The 16,909-nt window shown below is 66.3% G+C and carries 15 protein-coding genes; 11 read left to right on the forward strand and 4 right to left on the reverse strand.

All coding sequences use genetic code 11. The features are described from left to right. Positions 1-14: 14 nt before the first annotated feature. The 11 genes from FKM97_RS09105 (at position 15) to FKM97_RS09155 (ending at position 12,408) form a co-directional block, all read left to right on the forward strand. Complete coding sequence (locus FKM97_RS09105; RefSeq protein ID WP_144292085.1) at positions 15-1,379, forward strand: aminotransferase; 1,365 nt, start codon at positions 15-17, stop codon at positions 1,377-1,379. A gap of 6 nt (positions 1,380-1,385) precedes the next feature. After that, positions 1,386-1,709 carry a N,N-dimethylformamidase alpha subunit family protein gene (locus tag FKM97_RS09110; protein WP_144292086.1) on the forward strand — a complete coding sequence of 108 codons (324 nt, stop codon included), beginning with the start codon at positions 1,386-1,388 and terminating at the stop codon, positions 1,707-1,709. A 4-nt stretch (positions 1,710-1,713) separates the two neighbouring features. Next, positions 1,714-3,942 carry a N,N-dimethylformamidase beta subunit family domain-containing protein gene (locus FKM97_RS09115; protein WP_144292087.1) on the forward strand — a complete coding sequence of 743 codons (2,229 nt, stop codon included), beginning with the start codon at positions 1,714-1,716 and terminating at the stop codon, positions 3,940-3,942. Positions 3,943-4,042: 100 nt separating this feature from the next. Next, the gene (locus tag FKM97_RS09120; protein ID WP_144292088.1) at positions 4,043-5,185 is read left to right on the forward strand and encodes an FAD-dependent oxidoreductase; all 1,143 of its coding nucleotides are present in this window, start codon (positions 4,043-4,045) and stop codon (positions 5,183-5,185) included. Positions 5,186-5,449: 264 nt separating this feature from the next. Next, complete coding sequence (locus tag FKM97_RS09125; RefSeq protein WP_144292089.1) at positions 5,450-7,024, forward strand: class I adenylate-forming enzyme family protein; 1,575 nt, start codon at positions 5,450-5,452, stop codon at positions 7,022-7,024. Continuing rightward, positions 7,021-7,779: an SDR family NAD(P)-dependent oxidoreductase gene (locus tag FKM97_RS09130; RefSeq protein WP_144292090.1), complete on the forward strand. Its 759-nt coding sequence runs from the start codon at positions 7,021-7,023 to the stop codon at positions 7,777-7,779. The genes FKM97_RS09125 and FKM97_RS09130 overlap by 4 nt, the downstream gene beginning before the upstream one ends. 40 nt (positions 7,780-7,819) lie before the next feature. Continuing rightward, positions 7,820-9,031 (forward strand): ABC transporter substrate-binding protein, encoded by a 1,212-nt coding sequence (locus FKM97_RS09135; protein WP_144292091.1) that lies wholly within the window; start codon positions 7,820-7,822, stop codon positions 9,029-9,031. 75 nt (positions 9,032-9,106) lie between these two features. Then, positions 9,107-9,982, forward strand: a complete 876-nt coding sequence (locus FKM97_RS09140; protein ID WP_144292092.1) for a branched-chain amino acid ABC transporter permease — start codon at positions 9,107-9,109, stop codon at positions 9,980-9,982. Further along, complete coding sequence (locus tag FKM97_RS09145; protein WP_144292093.1) at positions 9,975-10,943, forward strand: branched-chain amino acid ABC transporter permease; 969 nt, start codon at positions 9,975-9,977, stop codon at positions 10,941-10,943. Before FKM97_RS09140 ends, FKM97_RS09145 begins: the two co-directional genes overlap by 8 nt. Next, positions 10,940-11,695 (forward strand): ABC transporter ATP-binding protein, encoded by a 756-nt coding sequence (locus FKM97_RS09150; protein WP_144292094.1) that lies wholly within the window; start codon positions 10,940-10,942, stop codon positions 11,693-11,695. Before FKM97_RS09145 ends, FKM97_RS09150 begins: the two co-directional genes overlap by 4 nt. Continuing rightward, on the forward strand, positions 11,692-12,408 hold the full coding sequence (locus tag FKM97_RS09155) for an ABC transporter ATP-binding protein (protein WP_144292095.1): 717 nt from the start codon (positions 11,692-11,694) through the stop codon (positions 12,406-12,408). Before FKM97_RS09150 ends, FKM97_RS09155 begins: the two co-directional genes overlap by 4 nt. Positions 12,409-12,452: 44 nt before the next feature. Here the strand turns inward: FKM97_RS09155 and FKM97_RS09160 are convergent, their stop codons facing one another. From FKM97_RS09160 to FKM97_RS09175, 4 genes are read right to left on the reverse strand one after another with little or no spacing between them, the layout of a single operon-like run. After that, positions 12,453-13,226 (reverse strand): SDR family oxidoreductase, encoded by a 774-nt coding sequence (locus FKM97_RS09160; RefSeq protein WP_246104996.1) that lies wholly within the window; start codon positions 13,224-13,226, stop codon positions 12,453-12,455. 28 nt (positions 13,227-13,254) lie between these two features. Further along, entirely contained in the window at positions 13,255-14,037 is a 783-nt protein-coding gene (locus tag FKM97_RS09165; RefSeq protein WP_144292096.1) for an enoyl-CoA hydratase/isomerase family protein, read from the reverse strand. Continuing rightward, on the reverse strand, positions 14,034-15,218 hold the full coding sequence (locus tag FKM97_RS09170; RefSeq protein WP_144292097.1) for an acyl-CoA dehydrogenase family protein: 1,185 nt from the start codon (positions 15,216-15,218) through the stop codon (positions 14,034-14,036). Before FKM97_RS09170 ends, FKM97_RS09165 begins: the two co-directional genes overlap by 4 nt. After that, entirely contained in the window at positions 15,219-16,859 is a 1,641-nt protein-coding gene (locus tag FKM97_RS09175) for a cyclohexanecarboxylate-CoA ligase (RefSeq protein ID WP_144292098.1), read from the reverse strand. Between the last annotated feature and the right edge of the window lie 50 nt (positions 16,860-16,909).

Raw genomic sequence — 16,909 nt, forward strand, 5'->3', positions numbered from 1 at the left:
CCGGAGTGAAACGCATGCCCGCCCCGATCAAGAACAATGTCAGCGCGTTCCTGCACCCGTTCTCCCACATGCCGACCCTGGCCGAGAGCGGCCCCGTGGTGATCGACCACGGTCGCGGCATCTATGTCTTCGATGAGCAGGGACGGAAATATCTCGAAGGCAATTCCGGCCTCTGGAATGTCGTCCTCGGCTTCGACAACCCGGCTTTGGTCGCCGCCGCCCGCGAGGCCTATGCGAAGCTGCCGGCCTATCACGCCTTCTTCGGCCGCGTCGCCCGCGCCGGCCTCGACCTCGCCCAGCGCCTCGTCGACATGGCCCCGATGCCGGCCGACCGCGTCTTCTTCGCCAATTCCGGCTCCGAGGCCAATGACAGCGTCGTCAAGATGCTGTGGCTCATGGCCGAAGCCGAAGGCCAGCCGCAGCGCAAGACCATTCTGACGCGCTGGAACTCCTATCACGGCACCACCGTCATGACCGCGAGCCTCACCGGCAAAGCCTATAACCAGGCCTTCGGACTGCCGCTTGCCCAGGTCAAATATGTCATGAACCCGCATCATTGGCGCGAAGGCCGGCCCGGCGAATCCGAGCTCGAATTCTCCGCCCGGTGTGCCGCCGATCTGGAGGCGCGGATCACCGAGCTCGGCGCCGACACCATCGCCGGCTTCTTCGCCGAACCCGTCATGGGCGCGGGCGGCGTCGTTCCGCCGCCGGAGGGATATTTCCAGGCCATCCAGCCGGTCTTGCGCCGCCATGGGATCCCTCTCGTCGCCGACGAGGTGATCTGCGGCTTCGGGCGGACCGGGGAGCGTTGGGGGTCCATCACCTATGGCATGACGCCCGACATTGTCGTTGCCTCGAAGGTCATCACCGCGGGTTTCTTCCCCATGGGCGCGGTGATCCTGAGCCCCGAGATCACCGCGAGGGTCGAGGCCGCCTCCGCCAAATATGACGAATTCCCGCATGGCTTCACCACCGGCGCTCATCCCGTGGGCTGCGCCATCGCCATGGCCGTCCTCGACCAGATCGAGCAGGGCGGCATCCTCAAGCACATCCAGGCGGTCTCGCCCCTGTTCCAGCGTCGCCTCAAGGCCCTGGCCGACCATCCCATGGTGGGCGAGGCCCGCGGCATCGGCCTCATGGGCGCCCTCGAGATCGTCGCCGACAAGCCCACCAAGCAAGCCTTCCCCGGGCAATGGGACGTCAGTGAGAAGATCGCAGGGGTGGCACTCAAGCATGGCCTGATCGTGCGGCCGCTGGGGAGTGCCGTGGTCCTGGCTCCGCCCTTCATCATCACCGAGGCGGAGATCGACGAGCTCTTTTCGATCCTCGAGCGCACCCTCGACGAGGTCCATGCCTCGGTCATGAAACTGGCGGCCTGACGCATCATGGCGCGCTACCGGATCACGCCCGAGGATGAGGCCTTCGTCGCCGAATTCCTGAGCCGGCCCTTCGGCTACAAGAGCCCCGGCCTGCAGCGCGTCCTCAACCTCATGCGGGGTCAGGGCCCGGAGGGCAAATATGTGCTGATCGTCCGCGAGCCCTATCGGCGCTGGGGGCTCGGGCGGCTGCCGGCGCGGCGCGGCGATCCCATCGCCGAGATCGCCGGCATCGAGTATCTGAGCCTTGCGGAAGGCGAGCGTGACGTCTTCCTGCGCCGCTGGCGCGACCTCACCGGGAGCGATGCGCCCGCCAGCACCGGGGAGGCCTGACGCCGTGCTGTCCCTGATCGCCTACCCCTCGCGCCTGAGCGTCGCCCCGGGCGAGAGCATCGACATCATGGTCGGCGCCTATGGCGCCAGCCGCTATCGCGCCGACCTGCGCCGGATCATCCAGGGCGACATCAATCCCGAGGGCCCCGGCTACAAGGACGAGCCCATCGATTTCGATCTGGGCGGCGACCGGCCGGCGCGCCATCAACCGCTCACGCCCGGCTCCTATATCCGCATTCCCGGTCGCGGGATCCTCAGCGATCTGGCGAGCCTCACCATCGCGACGGTGATCTGGCCGACGCGGCTCGCCCAGCGGCGCCAGGCCATCATCTCCCTCGGCCCGCATCTCGAGCTTTCCATCGGAAGTGACGGGGTGCCGGTCTTCGAGATGGCCGGCGCGGGATCGCTCTCCCTCTCCTCACCCCTCGTCGAGAAGCGCTGGTGCGTCCTGGTCGCCTCTTATGACGCCACGACCGGCAGTGCCACCCTGGCGGCTCTCTCCCCCGAGACCGGCAGGGCCTGGGAAACGCGCACCGGCCCGTTTTCCTCCGGCTGGACGGGTCTTGGCATCGACGAGGCCATCATCGGCGCGGGGGCCACCGCTCAGGGCGGCATCGAGAACCATTTCGACGGCAAGATCGACAGTCCCGCTTTGTTCGCCGCAGACCTGTCGCCCGACGAGGCCCTCCGCTGTCTCAGCGATCCGGACGCTCTGCCGCGCAATCCTCACCTGCTTGCCGCCTGGGCCTTTGGCCGCGACATGGACGGCGTGACGATCCGCGATGCCTCGCCCCATCATCTCGACGGCGTCACCGTGAACTGCCCTGCCCGGGCCATGACCGGCTGGCGCTGGCACGGCCAGTCCCTCTGCTGGTCCGAGCGCCCCGATCTCTACAGCGCCATCCACTTCCACGCCGACGACATGGGCGATGCCGGTTGGGAGCCAGATCTTTCCTTCACCATCCCTGAGGATCTGCGCAGCGGCATCTATGCCGTGCGCCTGGTCCCCGACGACGACGAGGCCGCAGCCTTCTACTGCATCTTCGCTGTCCGCCCCCCGCGCGACCGCATCACCGGGAACACCGTCGCCTTCCTCATGCCGACGGCGAGCTATCTGGCCTATGCCAATCACCGCCTCGGCCTCGATGTGCCCGGCACCGAGACGGGCATGGGGCGCCTGGTCGAAATCGATGCCCATCACGACTTCCTGCAGCGCCATCCGGAACTCGGCTTTTCCTTCTACGAGGTCCATGACGACGGCAGCGGCGTCTTCTACTCCTCGCGCCTGCGTCCCATCGTCGACCTGCAACCCAAGGTGAAGGGCTTTCTCGGCGGCGTCGGCTCCAATCTCTGGGCCTTCAACGCCGACACCCACATCACCGGCTGGCTCGACCATATCGGCCAGGAATTCGACGTCCTCACCGACGAGGACCTGCACGAGGACGGCCTGGCCCTGCTGCGCCGCTACCGGGTGGTGATCACCGGCACCCATCCCGAATATCATTCGACGCCCATGCTCGACGCCCTGCAGGGCTTCGTCGACCGGGGCGGGCGGCTGATCTATCTCGGCGGCAACGGCTTTTATTGGCGCATCTCCTACAGCGACAAGCAGCCCGGGATCATCGAATGCCGCCGCTCCGAGGCCGGCATCCGGCCCTGGGAGCCGGGACAGGGCCAGTTCTTCCACGCCTTCACCGGCGAATATGGCGGCCTGTGGCGCCGCAACCAGCGCCCGCCGAACCTCTTATGCGGGGTCGGCATGACGGCCCAGGGCTTCGACGTCTCCGAGCCCTATCACCGCCTGCCGGCGAGCGAGGACCCCCGCGCGGACTTCGTGCTTGCCGGGATCGCCGAGGGTCCCATCGGCGCCTTCGGTCTGTCGGGCGGAGGTGCGGCGGGTCTCGAGATCGATCGCGCCGATCCGGCCCAGGGCACCCCGCCCCACGCCCTCGTGCTGGCGACCTCGACCCGGCACACCGACATCTATCTGATGACGCCGGAGGACCTTCTCGACCCGACCCCGGACTGGACCGGCACCCAGTCCGAGCTGATCCGGGCCGACATGACCTTCTTCGAGACCCGCGGCGGCGGGGCCGTCTTCTCCACCGGCTCCGTCGCCTGGGCGGGCGCCATGGCCTGGAACGGCTATGCCAACGACGTCGCCCGGATCACGGCCAATGTGCTCCGCCGCTTCGATGACCCGGCACCCTTCGATTGCCCAGCCGACACCTGAGCCGTCGAAGGGCCGCCTGGGGATATGATAGGGTCCCGGGGAATGTCTCGGCCCGTGCTCGCGGCACGGCCGCTGGGGGACGGATCTTCGCGAGGGTGCCATGAGTGACGATGCCTTTGATGTTGTCGTGATCGGGGCCGGTGTCTTCGGCCTCGCCACGAGCCTCGAACTCGCCAAGCGGGGGCACCGTGTCGCTGTCATCGACCGCTGGGGCATCGGCCATCCCGTCACCTCCTCGACCGGTGCCTCCCGCAGCATCCGCGTGTCCTATGATCACCCGGTCTATGTCGGGCTCGCTCTGCAAGCGATCGAGGCCTGGCGCGCGCTGGAGGCGGAAACCGGCCGCACCATCCTTCATCTGACCGGTCAGATCGACCTCGGTCCTGCCGACAAGCTGGCGGCGTTGGCGTCAACCGTTGCGGCGGCTGGCCTCCCCATGCGGGACATCGGCGCGAACGAAACCCGCGCTCTGTTTCCGGAGCTCCGCCTGAAGCCGGGCGAGAGGGCCCTGTTTCACGAGCAGGCGGGAACCGTCCTGGCGGAAGCGGGTCTGGCGGCCCTGCTCCAGGCGGCCGTGAGCCGCGGCGTGGTCGTTCGCGCCCCGGAGCGGGTCACGCGCATCCGCGGCGAGGCACCCCTGGTGATCGACACCGACCGCGGCTCGTTGAGCGCCGGGCGAATCGTCATCGCGGCGGGCCCCTGGACCGGCGAACTCCTCGCCATGCTGGGGCTTGGCCTCCCCCTCTCCCCGGCCATCGCCCAGGTGACGTTTCTCTCCGCACCCGAGCTTGTCGATCGGCCTGGCCTCGTCGAGTGGCAGGCCTTCGGCGCCACCGGCATCTACGCCCATCCCGTCCCCGGCATCGGCTACAAGATCGCCCTCGATGCCGGCAGTGAGGGGTGGGACCCCGACACCGAAGAATGGGGCCCCGTCCTTGCCGAGGAACGCCAGGTCCTCGACTGGCTCTCCAGCCGCTTGACGCTGGCCGCCGTCACGGTCCAGCGGACGCAGCGCCATCCCTGGACCATGACGCCGGATGCCGATTTCGTGATTGGCGCATCCCTCAAGGGCGCGGTGACCCTGGCCTGCGGCTGTTCCGGCCATGCCTTCAAATTCGGCCCGGCCCTCGGCCCCCTGGTCGCCGACGCCCTCGAGGGGCGCGCCATCCCCGAGCTCTTCTCACCCGCCCGTCCCGGCCTCCGGGCTGCAGCCCCGTCACCCGCGGCCCCCATCACCCGCTGAAGCTTGCCGGCGCTGCCGGATCCGTGCGGGCCACCTCGCGACGGCGAGCCTCGCGACGGAGAGCCTTGCGGCGGAGAGCCTTAGGACGGCGAGCCGCGCAGCATGTCGGCCGGCTCCGGCGGCCCCTCCAGCACCTCTTCGCAGCCGTCGAGTTGAATCCGCGCCGGCGCAAAAACCGATCGAACGATTGTTAGAAATCGCTTGCCTTTCGAGCCTCCCCCGTGTTCATCTTGCCCAATAAGAAAAACATTGCCGGGAGGAGCTATGGAGACCCTCAACGAGGTCCTGACACGTTCGGCGCGCATCTTGGCCGACCGGCCGTTCATCGTGAGCGACGCGGAGACCCTGACCTATGGCGAGTTCGCCGCGCAGACCGCGCGCGCCGCCAATGTGCTCTCCGATCTGGGCATCGGCAAGGGCGATCCTGTCGGCCTCTATCTGCCGAGCTGTCCGGTCCTGGCTGTGGGCTACTTCGCCTGTCAGCGCCTCGGCGCCATCCCGACGCCCATGAGCGCCATGTATCGCGAGACCGAAGTCGGCAACATCTCGGCGCGCACCGAGATGAAGGCGATGCTCACCACTCCCCAGGGCCTGGACGTCGTGACTGCGGTGCGCGCGGCCACCGGCTTTCCGCGCCACATCCTGGTGGTCGGCGGCACCGGTGACGGTCCGGGCGTCATCCCGTTTGAGCCGGCCATGGCGGCCGCGCCTGCGACCTTTAACAATGTGGTCTGCGGCCCTGCCGACAGCGCGGCCCTCTTCTTCACCTCGGGCACGACGGGAGCGCCGAAGGGCGCGCTGCACACCCAGCTCAGCCAATATTCGACCCTGAAGGACATGATGACCTACAACCGGTTCCGCTTCGGGACCGAGGTCTTCCTGGACGTCCTGCCGATTTTCAATAATTTCGGCGCCACCTGCAAGATGAACCTGGCCCTGTTTTCCGGCGCCACCATGATCATGCAGGAACGCTGGGACACCCAGCGCGTGCTGAAGACCATTCGCGACCACAAGGTCACCTTCATGGCCGGCACTCCGACCATGTTTCTCTACATGATCAACGAGTTCGATCCCGCCGTCGATGATCTCTCCTCCCTGCGTCTGGCGGTGACCGGTGGCGCACCGGTCGCACCGGCGATCATGGAGCAGTTCGAGGCGAAATTCGGTGTCCGCCTGGTCCAGGCCTATGGCTCGACCGAGGTCACCGGCTACATCACCGGCGAGCCGCTGATCGGTCCCCGTCGCTTCGGCTCCGCTGGCCTGCCCTTCGGCAGCGCCGAGATCACGATCGTCGATGACGACGGCAATTCCCTCCCCGCGAACGAAATCGGCGAGATCCGCGTCGGCGGCGACACGGTCGGCGGCGGCTACTGGCTCGATCCCGAGACCACCGCCAAGATCTTCACCGACAAGGGCTGGTTGAGCGGCGATCTCGGCTATCTCGATGCCGACGGCTTCCTCTTCATCGTCGACCGCAAGAAGGATGTGATCATTTCTGGCGGCTACAACATCTATCCCCTCGAGGTCGAGGACCTGATCTACGGCTATCCTGATGTCGGGGTCTGCGCCCTTGTCGGCGTCAGCGATCCCGTGAAGGGCGAGATTCCCGCAGCCGTCATCGTCGTCCGGCCGGGAACGACGGTCAGCCCCGATGGCCTGATCGACTTCTGCCGCAGCAAGGTCGCCGCCTACAAGGTGCCGCGCCAGGTCTATTTCATCGACGAGATGCCGCTCGGCCCCAATGGCAAGATCCTCAAACGGCAGCTGCGCGACTGGATTGCCGCAGGCCGCATCACCCCGGCGGAGACCGCAGCGGCGCCCCGAAAGGCCATGTCATGACCCTCGAAGGAAGAACGGCCTTCGTCTCCGGCGCCGGCGGTCCCATGGGTGCTGCCATCGCCCGGCGCTATGCCGGGGCGGGCGCGGATCTGATGGTCACCGACATTTCCGCCAACCGTCTCAACGCCGCTGCCGACGCGTTGCGGCGCGATTTTCCCGAGCGTCGCATCGTCTCGCACCGCGCCAATGGCTTGATCGAGGCGGAGGCCAACGAGACGGCCCAGATCGCCCTCGATCAGCTCGGCCGCGTCGACATCCTGGTGAATGTCGTCGGCGGCATCAAGAGTGCCGACCTCGTCATGCCCGTGCTGACCATGACCGAGGAGCGCTGGGATACGACCTTCGCCTTCAATCTGAAGGGCCTGTTTTTTCTCGTCCGGGCGCTCGGTCCCCAGATGGTGGCCAACCAATACGGCCGCATCGTGAACATTTCCTCCGTCACCTTCGCCGGCGACGACAAGCAGCCCGAATACGGGGCCGCCAAGGCCGCCGTGGCCTCGATCTCGCGGTCGCTGTCCATGGAGCTGGCCCCCTATGTCACCGTGAACTGCATTGCGCCCGGCATGATCCAGACCTCGGTGCTCGAGCGCGCCGATCCGGCACTCGTCGAGGCCTATCGCAGCCGCACCGTGCTCAAGCGCCTGGGAACGCCCGAGGACATCGCCGGCGCCGCTTTGTTCCTGGCCAGTGACGATGCCGCCTACATCACCGGCGTGATCCTGCCGGTGTCGGGAGGGATCTGGCCGGCCCTTTGACCCTGAGACCACCACCAAAGAAAACATATGGGAGGACGCTATGACGTATAAATGGACCCGCAGAGGCTTCGGACTCATCGCTATGGCAGCACTGAGCACGACGGCCCTTTCGATCCCCGCAGCCTTTGCCGATGAGGTGATCACCATCGGCATCTCGGCTCCCATGTCCGGGGCCGCCGCCACCTGGGGCCTCGGCATGGAATACACCGCCAAGGAAGCCGCCAAGGCGATCAACGATGCCGGCGGCATCACCGTCGACGGCAAGAAATATACATTCAACGTCATTGCCTATGACAACAAGTACAACGCCGCCGAGGGCTCCAAGGTCGCCCAGACCCTGCTCAGCCGCGACAACGCGCAATTCGTGATCGGCGTCGGCACCGCGCCCGTAAAGGCCCTGCAGTCTTTGACCGAGCGCAAGGGCGTGCTGTTGTTCTCGACCGCCTGGGGCCGCGACATCAAGGGACCGAAATTTCCCCTGACCTTCACCCAGATCAACACCCCCAACGAGGTGCTGGTGCTGCTCTACCCTCTCGTGAAGGGGCAGAACCCGAACATCAAGACCGTCGCTTTGCTCAATCCCAATGACGCCACCGGCAAGGAAGTCACCCAGGCCGCCAAGGAGAACTGGGAGAAGCTGGGCGTCGAGATCGTCAGCACCGACTGGTATGAGCGCGGGGCCACCGAGTTTCAGCCGATTGCCGCCAAGATCGCAGCCTTGAAGCCCGACGTGGTCGACCTCGGCGCCTCCCCGGCCGCCGAAGGGGGCCTAGTCCTGAAGGAACTCGACGTGATCGGCTGGAAGGGCGTCAAGGTCATCGGCGCCGGCACCAGCGGCGAAGCCGTTGTCAAGGTGGCCGGTCCTGCTGCGGAGCAGACCTATATGGGACTGGCCGCCGACTATGACGGCCCCGAGGCGACCGAGGTCCAGCATGCCCTGAACAAGGGTGCCCGCGATGTCATCCGCGAGCCTCTGAACGTCGTGCAGATGGGTGGATACGACGCCATCATGGCGCTGAAGGCCGGCATCGAGAAGGCCAACAGTGTCGATCCGAAGAAGGTCGCCGAGGCTCTTCCCACGGCCATCATCGACACCTCCTATGGCAAGTCGGTCTTCGGCGGCATGGAGATCTACGGATCGCCCCAGCAGCTTCAGCTGCCGGTCATCGTCACTCAGGTGAAGGACGGCAAAGCGGTTGAGCTCAAGCGGGTGATCCCCGCCGAGCTGCAGAAGCGTCTCAGTTCCAACTGATCGCCTCGCTGGCCGGCGGCGGGGCATGCTCCGCCGCCATTCCTGTCCCCAATCGCCCCTCATGAGCTGAGCCCGATGAGCGTCTCTGCCCAGTTGTTGCTGAACAGTCTCCAGATCGGTGCCGTCTACGTCCTCTTCGCCATGGGCCTGACGATCATCTTCGGCGTCATGCGGATCGTGAATTTTGCCCATGGCGAGTTCTTCACGCTCTGTGCGCTGATCATCGCCGTGTCCATGCCCTGGCTCGTGGAGGGAGGCCTGCCTCTCTGGGCGGCCTATGGCCTGTCCTTCGTCTTCGGCCTCGGCGCCGTCACCCTTCTCAGCCTCGTCATCTTCCGCTTCGGCTTCATGAAGTTCCAGCGCGACATGATCGGCTCCTTCATCTTGTCCATCGGCCTTGTCCTCCTGCTCCAGGGCGTCTATCTCGACGTCTTCGGCGGCATCCCCCGGGTCGTGCCGCCGGTGGTCGAGGGCACCTATTCGATCATGGGCGCGGCCATCACCGCCCAGCGCCTGCTGCTCTGCGCCATCGCCCTGGTCATCACCATCGCCCTCTATTGGATGCTGACCCACACGAAGCTGGGCAAGGGGCTCCGCGCCATCGCCGAGGACCACGAGGCCGCCATGCTGCAGGGCATCCCCTACCGTCGCATCACGCTCTACGGCTTCCTCATCGGCTCGCTGCTGGCGGCCATCGCCGGCGGTCTCATCGCCCCGGTCTCGGTGCCCTCCCCGGTCATCGGCGCCGACTATCTGATCAAGGGCTTCATCGCTGTGATCATCGGCGGCCTCGGCAGCATTTCCGGCGCCATCCTCGGCAGTGCCCTGATCGCCGTCATCGACAGCGTCGGCGGCTATTATTTCGATCCGTCGACCGCGACCATCGCCATGTTCGTGCTGGTCATGCTGGTCCTGATCGTTCGACCGAGAGGGATCCTCGGACATGCCTAAGCTCAATGTCGCAACCCTTGCCCTCGCAGCCGCTGCGGTCGCCACCATGGCCGTCCTGCTGACGACGAATGACGGCTATACGGCAAAGCTCATCGGCTGGATTGCGATTAGCGCCCTCCTGGCCGCCAGCCTGCGCTTCGTGCTGCTCATCGGCGAGCTCAACTTTGCGATTGCCGGCTTCTTCGGCATCGGCGCCTACACCTCGGGCATGGCGACGGCGGTCTATGAAGTGTCGTTCCCCCTGGCGCTTCTGATCGGTGCGGTCGCAGCCGGCCTGGCCAGCTTTCTCTTCGGCTTCGTCACGCTCCGGGTGAAGGGTCCCTATTTCCTGCTGATCGGCTTTGCCTTCACGGAAGTGCTGCGCCTGATCTATACACAGACCGACTATATCGGCGGCAGCTCCGGCCTCATCGGCATCTTTCCGCCCATCGATCTTGAGCCGATCTTTCCCGCTGTCGTCGTGGCCCTGGTCATCCTCGTGCTCATCGCCCTCTATCTCGTGGAGCGCTCCGATCTCGGCAAGGTCTTTGGCGGAATCCGCAACAATGATGCGGTCGTGCGCACCACCGGCGTCAACGTCCACATGACGAAAGTCCTCTGCGTCGTCATCGCTTCCGTGGCCGCGGGCCTGGGTGGGGGGCTGCAGGCCCACTCCAACAACGTGATCTCGCCCGGCGATTTCAGCTTCGTCCTTTCCACCTTCGCTTTGGCCTTCGTGAAGGTGGGCGGCGAGGAGCACATCATGGGGGCCGTCCTCGGTGCCATCATCATGACCCTCATCGCCCAATATGCGCTCGGTCTCGAGGCCATGGAACACATCGTCTTCGGCGCCGCCATCGTGGCCGTCACCCTGCTCCTGCCCCACGGCCTGTTCGGCGTGCTCAAGCGCTTCTGGGCGCGGATCGCGCCGGGCGCGAAGCCGGCGGCGCTGGCGTCGGCGGAGGCAAAGGAGAGCCGATGACCGAGGCATCCTCACCCGCACCCCGCACCGACGGCAAGCCGCTTCTGCGCACCGAGGGCCTGTCGCGCCGCTATGGCGGGCTGGTCGCGGTCTCTGAGCTGACCTTCGCGCTCCATCCCGGCGAGATCCTGGGCCTCATCGGCCCCAACGGCGCCGGCAAGAGCACAACCTTCAACCTGATCAGCGGCTTCGTGAAACCCTCCGCCGGCCGGCTCTTCTTCGGCGCGACCGACGTGACGGGGGACTCTGCCACCCGGATCAGTCGCCGCGGCCTCGTCCGCACCTTTCAGCATGGCAGCCTGCTGCGCGAGATGACGGTTCGCGACAACATCCTCGTCGGCACCTTCCATGCGCTGAAGAAGACCGAGCGCGCCGCCCGGATCCAGGAGACGGCATCCCTGTTGGGCTTGACCGAGGTGCTGGACGAAGCGGCAGGCCGGCTGCCCCACGGCACCCAGCGCATGATCTCCATAGCCATCGCTTTGGCCTCCCGACCCACCATCCTGTGCCTGGATGAGCCCCTGACCGGCCTCAACCAGACCGAGGTCGCCGGAGCCTTGGATGCGATCCGCCGCATCCGCGACGAGCACGGCACCGCCATCCTTTTCGTCGAGCACAACATGCGCGCCGTCATGAAGCTGTGCGACCGCCTCATCGTTCTCAATCACGGCGAGCTGCTCTGCGAAGGCACGCCCGAGGAGGTCACCAAGGATGACCGCGTGATCAGCGCCTATCTGGGACGCCGCAAATGAGTGACATCGTATTGCAGGTCTCGGGCCTGAGCGTGGCCTATGGCGTCGTCGAGGCCGTCCACGAGATCGACATCGAAATCGAGCGCGGCAGGATCACCACCATTGTCGGCTCCAACGGCGCCGGCAAGTCCACGATCATGAAGGCGCTGATCGGCCTGATCAAGGCCTCGAAGGGCAGCGTCAAGCTGTTCGGCGAGGAGATCCTGGGCCGCGAGATCTATGAGAATGTCGATCGTGGCCTGTCGCTGGTCCCCGAGGGCCGGCGCCTGCTGCCCTCCATGACGGTCCTGGAGAACCTCGAGATCGGCGCCTATCGCCGGACCGATGCCGCCGCCGTCAAGCGCGACATGGAGCGGGTCCTCACCTATTTCCCGATCCTGCGCGAAAAGCTCCCGGCCCGCGCCTCCAGCCTCAGCGGCGGCCAGCAGCAGATGGTCGCCGTGGCGCGCGCGCTGATGAACGCGCCGAAGCTGTTGATGCTGGATGAACCCTCCATCGGCCTCGCCCCGTCGGTGGTCGACCTGATCGGCGACATCATCCAGGAGATCAGCAAGACCGGCACCGACATCCTGCTCGTCGAGCAGAACGCGGAAATGGCGCTCGGCATCGCCGATCACGCCTATATCATTGAGAATGGCCGGATCACCATGAGCGGCCCCGCCGCCGATCTCGCCCGCAGCGACGAGGTGCGCCAGGCCTATCTCGGCATGTGACGCGCCGCGAGGCGAGCCGTGCGGGATGTGACACCCGGCCGGGATTACCCGTGCATCGACAGCCCGCCGGACACCGAGATCGTCTGTCCGGTGATGTAATCGGCATCGCTGCTGACCAGCAGCGCCACGATGCCGGGATAATCCTCGGGCTGCGCCACCCGGCGCAAGGGAATGGCCATCTCCAGCCGCTCGATGAGCTTGGAGGCCGAGGGCGTGGAGGCCGCGAGATCGTCGAGCAGCGGCGTCTGCGTCGGCCCCGGACAGACGGTGTTCACGCGGATGCCGGACTTGGCATGTTCCCGTGCGATCGTCTTCGTGAACGCGATCATGCCGCCCTTGCAGGCGGAATAGACCGCTTCCCCGCTGGAGCCCACCCGGCCCGCATCGGAGGCGATGTTGACGATCTTGCCGGCCTTTCGGCTCGCCATCCGCGGCAGCACCGCATGATGCATGTTGAGATGCCCGACGAGGTTGATGGCGATCACCTTTTCCCACAGCGCCGGATCGGAATCGACGAAGTTGATCATCCGGTCCCAGCCCGCATTGTTGACCAGGATGGCGATGGGTCCGAGCTCGTCCTCGACCCGGGCCACCACGGCCGCGACCGCGCCATGATCGGTGATATCAACCGTGAAGGCTGCGGCCTGTCCGCCGTCAGCGACGATCAGCTCGGCGGTGTCCTTGGCGCCGGCTTCGTTCATGTCGAGAATGGCGACTTTGCAGCCCTCCTCCCCCAGCCGCCGGCAGATGGCGCGGCCGATGCCGCTGCCGCCGCCGGTCACCACCGCAACCTGATCCGTCAAGCCACGCAGTCCCATGGAATTCTCCTTCTTGGCGCTTTGCACCTTACTTCGCAAATTGCGGCGCACGCCTGTCTTCGAACGCGCGGATCCCTTCGCCGACATCATCGCCCATGACCAGCGTCAGGGCAGCCTTGATCTCGCTCTCCAGGCCGTCCGTCAGCGTGCCCTCGGCGCCGGTGCGGGAGACCCGCTTCATGGCAGCGATGGCCGACCGGCTGCGGTGGCTGAAGCCGGCGCAATAGGCCATCGCCTCCGCCTGCAGCTTGTCCGCATCGGTCACGTGATTGACCAGCCCCCAGCTCTCGGCCTTGCGCGCATCGAGCCGGCCCGCCGTGAACATGAGGTCGAGGGCCCGCCGCATGCCGATCAGTCGCGGCAGCCGCTGGGTGGCACCCCACCCCGGAAACAGTCCATATTGGGCATGCTGGTCGCCGAAACTCGCCGTCTCGGCTGCGAACACGACGTCGCTGGCGAGCACCAGTTCGAGCCCGCCGGCGAGACAGGCCCCCTGCACGGCGGCGACCACCGGCAGGTCCGAGGCTTCGAACCGGCAGAGCAGCTCATGGCCCCGCCGGAAGAAGGCCTCCAGCGCGACGGGATCCTGCCGCAGCCCCTTCACCTCTTCGAGATCGGCTCCGGCGCAGAAATGCTTGCCCTGGGCGCAGATGAGGATCGCCCGCACCGCAGGCTCCGCCTCGAACCTGTCGAGGGCCGCCGCCAATCCTTCGAGCATGGCCGATGAGAGGCAGTTCAGCTTGTCCGGCCGCGCCAGGGTGATGAGCCCGACGCCGTCCGTCACCTCCGCGGTGAGCGGTGCAGGGCTCATGCCTGGCGCCTCGTCTGGTGTTGAGCTGCGATCGATCCGATGCGCCGCCGCGCCACGATCATCTTCATGATCTGCGCCGTCCCGTCGCCGATCTCCAGGCCCATCACGTCGCGCAGCCGCTGCTGATGCGCCATGTCCATGGTGTAGCCGTAATGGCCATGGGTCAGCAGGCATTGGTGGATCACGTCGACGGCGGTCTTCGGTCCCAGCCATTTGCACATGGCCGCCTCCGCCGTGTGCTCCTTGCCGAGGTCGCGGAGCCTGAGCGTGTGGTAGCAGAGCTGGCGGCAGGCCATCAGCATCGTGTCCGCCTCGGCCAGCGGGAATGTCACGCCTTGATAGCGCGCCAGCGGGGATCCGAACGCCTCGCGCTCCTGGATATAGGTCCAGCTCTCGTCCACCGAGGCCTGGGCGGCCCCCATGCATTGCAGCCCGATCAGCGCCCGGCTGTAGTCGAAGCCCTGCATGATCTGGACAAAGCCGCCGCCCTCGCTGCCCAGCAGGTGGTTGGCGGGGATGCGAACGCTGTCGAAGAAGACCGAGCCGCGCCCGACGCATTTGGTGCCGACGTCGCGGAACCGGGTGCGCTTGATGCCCGGCAGGTCGAGCGGCACCATGAAGCCGCTGACGCCGCGCGCGCCGTCATCGGCCTTTCCGGTGCGGGCGAAGACCACCGCCCCGTCCGCCTGGTCGGAGAACGACATGGAGGTCTTCTCGCCGTCCAGGATGTACTCGTCGCCCACCCGCTGTGCGCGCAGGATCAGGTTTGCCGCATCCGACCCGCCGCGTGGCTCCGTCAGCCCGAGGCCGACCACCGCTTCGCCGGCGATGATCTTCGGCAGCCACTGTGCCGAGACCTCCGGATGGGCGAATTTGGCGATGACCTTGCCCATGAGCGAGCCCACGAGCTGCAGATAGCCCACATTGATGTCGGCATGGGCGATCGCCTCGAACAGCAATCCATTCGTGAACCCGTCGAGCCCCAGGCCGCCGAACTCCTCCGGCAGGTCGGAGCCGATCAGCCCAAGGGCTCCCATCTCGCGGATGATGCCGGGATCCAGCATTTCGCTGGCATCGCGCTCCTGGTAGCCGGGCGCCAGCCGCTCGGCGGCGAAACGCTCGGCGACCTCTTGGTAGGAACGCTGTTCATCGGTCAGGATTTGCTCAAAGGCATTCGGCATTTACACGTCCTTCAGCGAGGCGGCCATCTCGCGCAGCTTGAATTTCTGGATCTTGCCGCTGGGCGTGCGCGGGAAGGCCGGCAGCACCTCGACCCGCTCCGGCAGGTAGTTGCGCGACAATTTCTGCTCCTGCAGGAACGCCACCACATCGGCCAGCGTCATCGGCTTGGCCTCCTTCGTCACCACGAAGGCGCAGGCGCGCTCCCCCAGCCGCTCGTCGGGCATGCCGACGATCGCCACCTCCTGCACGTCGGGATGCTTGAACAGCAGGTTCTCCACCTCCACCACCGGCACGTTTTCGCCGCCGCGGATGATGATGTCCTTCGAGCGTCCAGTGATGCGCACATAGCCATCCGCATCCAGCCGGGCGAGATCGCCGGTCTCGAACCAATTATCCTCATCGATGCCGTTGAGATGGGCGCGCTTGTAATAGCCTGCGAACATGCTGCAGGCCTGGGCCTGGAGGCGGCCCTCCTCGCCTGTCGGCAGGACGTTGCCCTCGGCATCCAGGATCCGCAGCGTGACGCCTGACAGCGGCAGCCCGTCGGTCTCGAACACCTTTTCCTCCGGGGCGTCCAGCGGCGTGACCGTCACGGCGCCATTCTCGGTCATGCCCCAGCCGGACAGCACCTTCGCGCCCAGCTTTTCGATCGAGCGCCGCACCAGGGCGCGCGGGATCGGGGCGCCCCCGGCCACGAAGACGCGCAGGCTCTTCATCGCCTCCGGCCGCTTCTCCGCCATGTCGGTCAGATCCGCCAGGAACGGCGTCGAGCCCATGGTGAAATTGACGCCCTCCGCCTCGATCAGATCCGCCGCCAGGGCTGGGTTCCACACATCCTGATAGACCGTCGTGGCACCCAGATAGATCCCCATCATGAAGCCGTAGAGGAAGCCCGTCTGATGCGCCATGGGCGAGGCCATGAACAGCACGTCGTCTCCCGTGAGGCCGGCCCGTTCCGCATAGGCCACGATATTGCTGAACATGACGTTGGACGTCTGCATCGCGCCCTTAGGCTCGCCCGTCGTGCCGGAGGTATAGACCAGCTCGACGATATCGTCGGGCCCAGGCTTGTTTGCGGCAAACAGCGCATCCGCATCGCCCGGCATGGCCGGATCCAGCAGCGCGGCCTCGAAGGATGAGGCCCCCTCCCCGCCGACCACGAGCACATGCTCGAGGCTGGGCAGCGCGCGCTGCAGATCGGCCGCCATGGCCGGAAAGTCGAAGCCCCTGAAGATCCGGGGCACCACGAAGACTTTCGCTTCCGCCAGGCCGAGCATGAATTTCAGCTCATGCTCGCGGAAGATCGGCATCAGCGGATTGGTCACCGCACCGATGCGCAGGCAGGCGAGATGCAGCGCTGCGAATTCCCACCAATTCGGCAGCTGATAGGAGACGACGTCGCCGCGCCGCACGCCGAGGCGATGCAGTCCCAGCGCGACGAGGCGCACCCGGTCTGCGAGCTCCGCGAAGGTGAGCGTCGTCTGCTGTTCGGTCATGCTGTTGACGTCGCGGATCGCGACCTTGTCCGGATGCTTTGCCACCGCGCGGTCGAGGCATTCCGTGAGCGTCAGGTCCGGCCAGTGGCCGCCCGCCCGCATCCGGTCTCTATAGTCTTGTGAAAAGAAGGGCTGCAAGTCCATGTGTACCTCCCTGAACGCATCGCCGGCTTGTTGTTCTGGTGCGACGCGAC

The organism is Rhodoligotrophos appendicifer (assembly GCF_007474605.1).
GTDB lineage: Bacteria > Pseudomonadota > Alphaproteobacteria > Rhizobiales > Im1 > Rhodoligotrophos > Rhodoligotrophos appendicifer.

Excerpts from the sequence above, each read along its gene's own strand:
- FKM97_RS09105 (WP_144292085.1), top strand. The coding sequence starts at position 15 with ATGCCCGCCCCGATCAAGAACAATGTCAGCGCGTTCCTGCACCCGTTC.
- FKM97_RS09110 (WP_144292086.1), top strand. The coding sequence starts at position 1,386 with ATGGCGCGCTACCGGATCACGCCCGAGGATGAGGCCTTCGTCGCCGAA.
- FKM97_RS09120 (WP_144292088.1), top strand. The coding sequence starts at position 4,043 with ATGAGTGACGATGCCTTTGATGTTGTCGTGATCGGGGCCGGTGTCTTC.
- FKM97_RS09125 (WP_144292089.1), top strand. The coding sequence starts at position 5,450 with ATGGAGACCCTCAACGAGGTCCTGACACGTTCGGCGCGCATCTTGGCC.
- FKM97_RS09130 (WP_144292090.1), top strand. The coding sequence starts at position 7,021 with ATGACCCTCGAAGGAAGAACGGCCTTCGTCTCCGGCGCCGGCGGTCCC.
- FKM97_RS09135 (WP_144292091.1), top strand. The coding sequence starts at position 7,820 with ATGACGTATAAATGGACCCGCAGAGGCTTCGGACTCATCGCTATGGCA.
- FKM97_RS09140 (WP_144292092.1), top strand. The coding sequence starts at position 9,107 with ATGAGCGTCTCTGCCCAGTTGTTGCTGAACAGTCTCCAGATCGGTGCC.
- FKM97_RS09145 (WP_144292093.1), top strand. The coding sequence starts at position 9,975 with ATGCCTAAGCTCAATGTCGCAACCCTTGCCCTCGCAGCCGCTGCGGTC.
- FKM97_RS09150 (WP_144292094.1), top strand. The coding sequence starts at position 10,940 with ATGACCGAGGCATCCTCACCCGCACCCCGCACCGACGGCAAGCCGCTT.
- FKM97_RS09155 (WP_144292095.1), top strand. The coding sequence starts at position 11,692 with ATGAGTGACATCGTATTGCAGGTCTCGGGCCTGAGCGTGGCCTATGGC.
- FKM97_RS09160 (WP_246104996.1), bottom strand. The coding sequence starts at position 13,226 with ATGGGACTGCGTGGCTTGACGGATCAGGTTGCGGTGGTGACCGGCGGC.
- FKM97_RS09165 (WP_144292096.1), bottom strand. The coding sequence starts at position 14,037 with ATGAGCCCTGCACCGCTCACCGCGGAGGTGACGGACGGCGTCGGGCTC.
- FKM97_RS09170 (WP_144292097.1), bottom strand. The coding sequence starts at position 15,218 with ATGCCGAATGCCTTTGAGCAAATCCTGACCGATGAACAGCGTTCCTAC.
- FKM97_RS09175 (WP_144292098.1), bottom strand. The coding sequence starts at position 16,859 with ATGGACTTGCAGCCCTTCTTTTCACAAGACTATAGAGACCGGATGCGG.